The following is a 2,706-nucleotide window of genomic DNA, read 5'->3' as shown; positions in this document are numbered from 1 at the left end:
ACTTCACATAAGAAATGCAGAACAACGAAGGGGGCCATGAGCCCCCTTTCTCTTGCCTTCCGTCTGGATACTTTGATGTCGTCATAATCAAGTTATGATCAAGTCGTCCATGAATAAGACATCATGTCTGTCAGTAGAAAATAAGCGACCTGCCCCTTGCAACGTGGGTTATGTTGGGAATGGGAATTCACCACACAGAGCCACAACCAAGGAGGCAGGTCATTAAGAAGCATACCACATTCGTCGGTCTTGATGTCCACAAAGACTCCATCGATGTAGCCCTTGCCGATGCTGGACGCGACGGCGATGTCCGGTTCTACGGCACGATCGGCGGTGACTTGGAATCACTGCGCAAGGTTATCCGCAAGCTGCAAAGCACAGGCTCCGAACTTCGTTTCGTGTACGAAGCAGGTCCCTGTGGCTACGAGATTTACCGCTCTCTGACAAACCAAGGATTCGACTGCATTGTGGTTGCACCATCCAAGATCCCACGCAAAAGCGGTGATCGGATCAAGAACGACCGCCGCGATGCCCTGAGTCTGGCAAGACTGCATCGTTCGGGGGATTTGGCAGGTGTTTACGTTCCAACAGTAGAAGATGAAGCCATGCGCGATTTGTCCCGCGGGCGGGAAGATGCCGTTAAGGCATTGCGAGTTGCCCGCCAAGTTCTGTTGGCATTCCTGCTCCGGCATGGGCACCGTTACAGTGGCAAAGCATACTGGACGAAAGCCCATATGAACTGGATCGCTGGGATCAAGATGCCGCATCGGGCACAGCAAATCGCCCTACAGGAATATGTGCATGCCGCTCAAGAGCAGTTGGAGCGGGTGCAACGTTTTACGAAACAAATCCAGGAACTGGTGCCGCAGTGGCAACTTGCATCGTTGGTAACAGCCTTACAGGCTCTACGCGGTGTCTCCCTGATTGTCGCCGTCACAACCGTTGCTGAACTCGGCGACCTGACAAGATTCGACTCAGCAAAGCAGTTGATGGCTTATCTGGGACTCGTCCCTAGTGAACACTCCAGCGGTGGTGCAATTAGGCGAGGTGGCATCACCAAATCCGGCAATGGTCATGTGCGACGGGCGCTCACTGAGGCAGCACATACTTACTGCCATCCCGCACGGGAAGGCCGGGCCTTGCTTGCCAGGACGGAAGGTTTGCCTCAGGAAGTCAGGAATATTGCATGGAAAGCACAGGTTAGGCTATGCGGACGGTTCAAAAAACTTATTGCCAGGGGCAAAAACAAAAAAGCGGTCATCACAGCCACTGCCCGTGAACTTGCTGCTTTCATGTGGGCCATCGCCTGCGCGACATTGCCGGGTGCGACAGCATAGCAAGAAGTACAAAGATCAACTTCAGCCCAAGGAGACTCCCGAACCCGAAATCACAAACATCCCAGGCCAGGGGCAGAGACGCGATCACGTTCAGGAGAACCCTCGAAACTCGTAAGCGAATAAGGCGCAAGCCGAACTTCCGAAATAAGAGCGAGGCAGCTCCGCGACGCAGCCAAGTCATGCGGTAACCAACCCGCGTATATCAGAGTGATCAAACGTCGCCAGAGGATCCCGTCTCTGCCTGTGCCCTGGGAGACATACTGAACAACAAAACCCTAAATCAAGGGAAGGAATGCTATTCCCTTATTGACACTGACAGACATATCAGCAAGTTTGGCAGAAGCAGGGATAAAAGTGACAGGAGAGTGAAAAATCAAGGTTTCCGGAATCATTGGTAGGAACCGCTGTGGGGGAACGATTGAGAAGGAATAGATGTCAGTGATATTCCATGCCGTATTTTTGCAGCTTCCTGGTTATGGTTGACTGGTTGACGCCGAGGTTAGTGGCAGCCTTGCGCTGGGAACCGTAAACCTCTAACGCCCTTTCCAAAATTGCCTTCTCAACCTTGTCCAGAGCATGCTGAAGGGACATGCCGTCGGACCACCCCCCAAAAGCATCTTTCATTTCATCGTATTCGCATACGTTGCGTACCATGCTTTTGGGTAAATCAGCGATGTCTATCAGGTCGGTATCGGACATGACGACCAGACGCTCACAGACATTCATGAGTTCACGCACGTTTCCCGGATAGCTGTAGGAAAGCATCACGTCAGTTGCGGCCCTCGACAGACGCTTTGTAACGCCGGCTTTCTTTCCAAATAGCTCAAAGTAATGACGGATGAGAGGAAGGAGACAATCTTTACGCTCCCGCAATGGCGGGACATGAAGAGGTATCACATTGAGACGGTAGAAAAGGTCCAGACGGAATAGCTTGAGTTCAACCATTTCTTCCAAATTGCGGTGAGTTGCGGCAATAATACGCACGTCGACGGTGCGGCTGTTAGTTCCCCCCACCCGGGTGATGCGTCCGTCTTCCAAAAACCGCAGCAATTTCACTTGAGAGGAGAGCGGAAGTTCCGCAATCTCATCCAGGAAAAGCACGCCCTTGTCAGCCACTTCCAGATATCCCGGTTTTGCAGAATTGGCACCGGTGAAAGCACCTTTCTCGTAGCCGAACAGTTCAGCTTCAATAAGCGTTTCGGGAATGGCACCGCAATTGATCTTTATTATCGGGCTTTCCGAGCGGCTAGAGTTGCGGTGAATCAAGTCAGCAAAAAGACCTTTGCCAACACCTGAGGTGTCCTGTCAATAGTAGACACTCCCAACTCAAGCGGCGGCCGTGTTTGCGGAGAAGTTCATGGCAAATACG

Annotated in this window: 2 protein-coding genes; one reads left to right on the top strand and one right to left on the bottom strand. The window is 52.1% G+C overall.

Annotated elements, in window-relative coordinates; translation table 11 throughout:
* Nucleotides 1-179 precede the first annotated feature (179 nt).
* On the top strand, nt 180-1,337 hold the full coding sequence (locus KJB29_RS18990; RefSeq protein WP_246562085.1) for an IS110 family RNA-guided transposase: 1,158 nt from the start codon (nt 180-182) through the stop codon (nt 1,335-1,337).
* Between the two features lie 435 nt (nt 1,338-1,772).
* On the opposite strand, the gene KJB29_RS19905 is transcribed toward KJB29_RS18990, so the two are convergent.
* Nucleotides 1,773-2,603, bottom strand: a complete 831-nt coding sequence (locus KJB29_RS19905; RefSeq protein WP_425514128.1) for a sigma-54 interaction domain-containing protein — start codon at nt 2,601-2,603, stop codon at nt 1,773-1,775.
* Between the last annotated feature and the right edge of the window lie 103 nt (nt 2,604-2,706).

Source organism: Geobacter grbiciae, assembly GCF_018531165.1.
Classification (GTDB): domain Bacteria; phylum Desulfobacterota; class Desulfuromonadia; order Geobacterales; family Geobacteraceae; genus Geobacter; species Geobacter metallireducens.
The sequence above is the reverse complement of the archived record's forward strand: the minus strand, read 5'-3'. Positions and strand labels throughout refer to the sequence as shown.

What these genes read in the sequence shown, in the direction of transcription:
- KJB29_RS18990 (WP_246562085.1), top strand. Translation starts at nt 180, where the DNA reads ATGGGAATTCACCACACAGAGCCACAACCAAGGAGGCAGGTCATTAAG.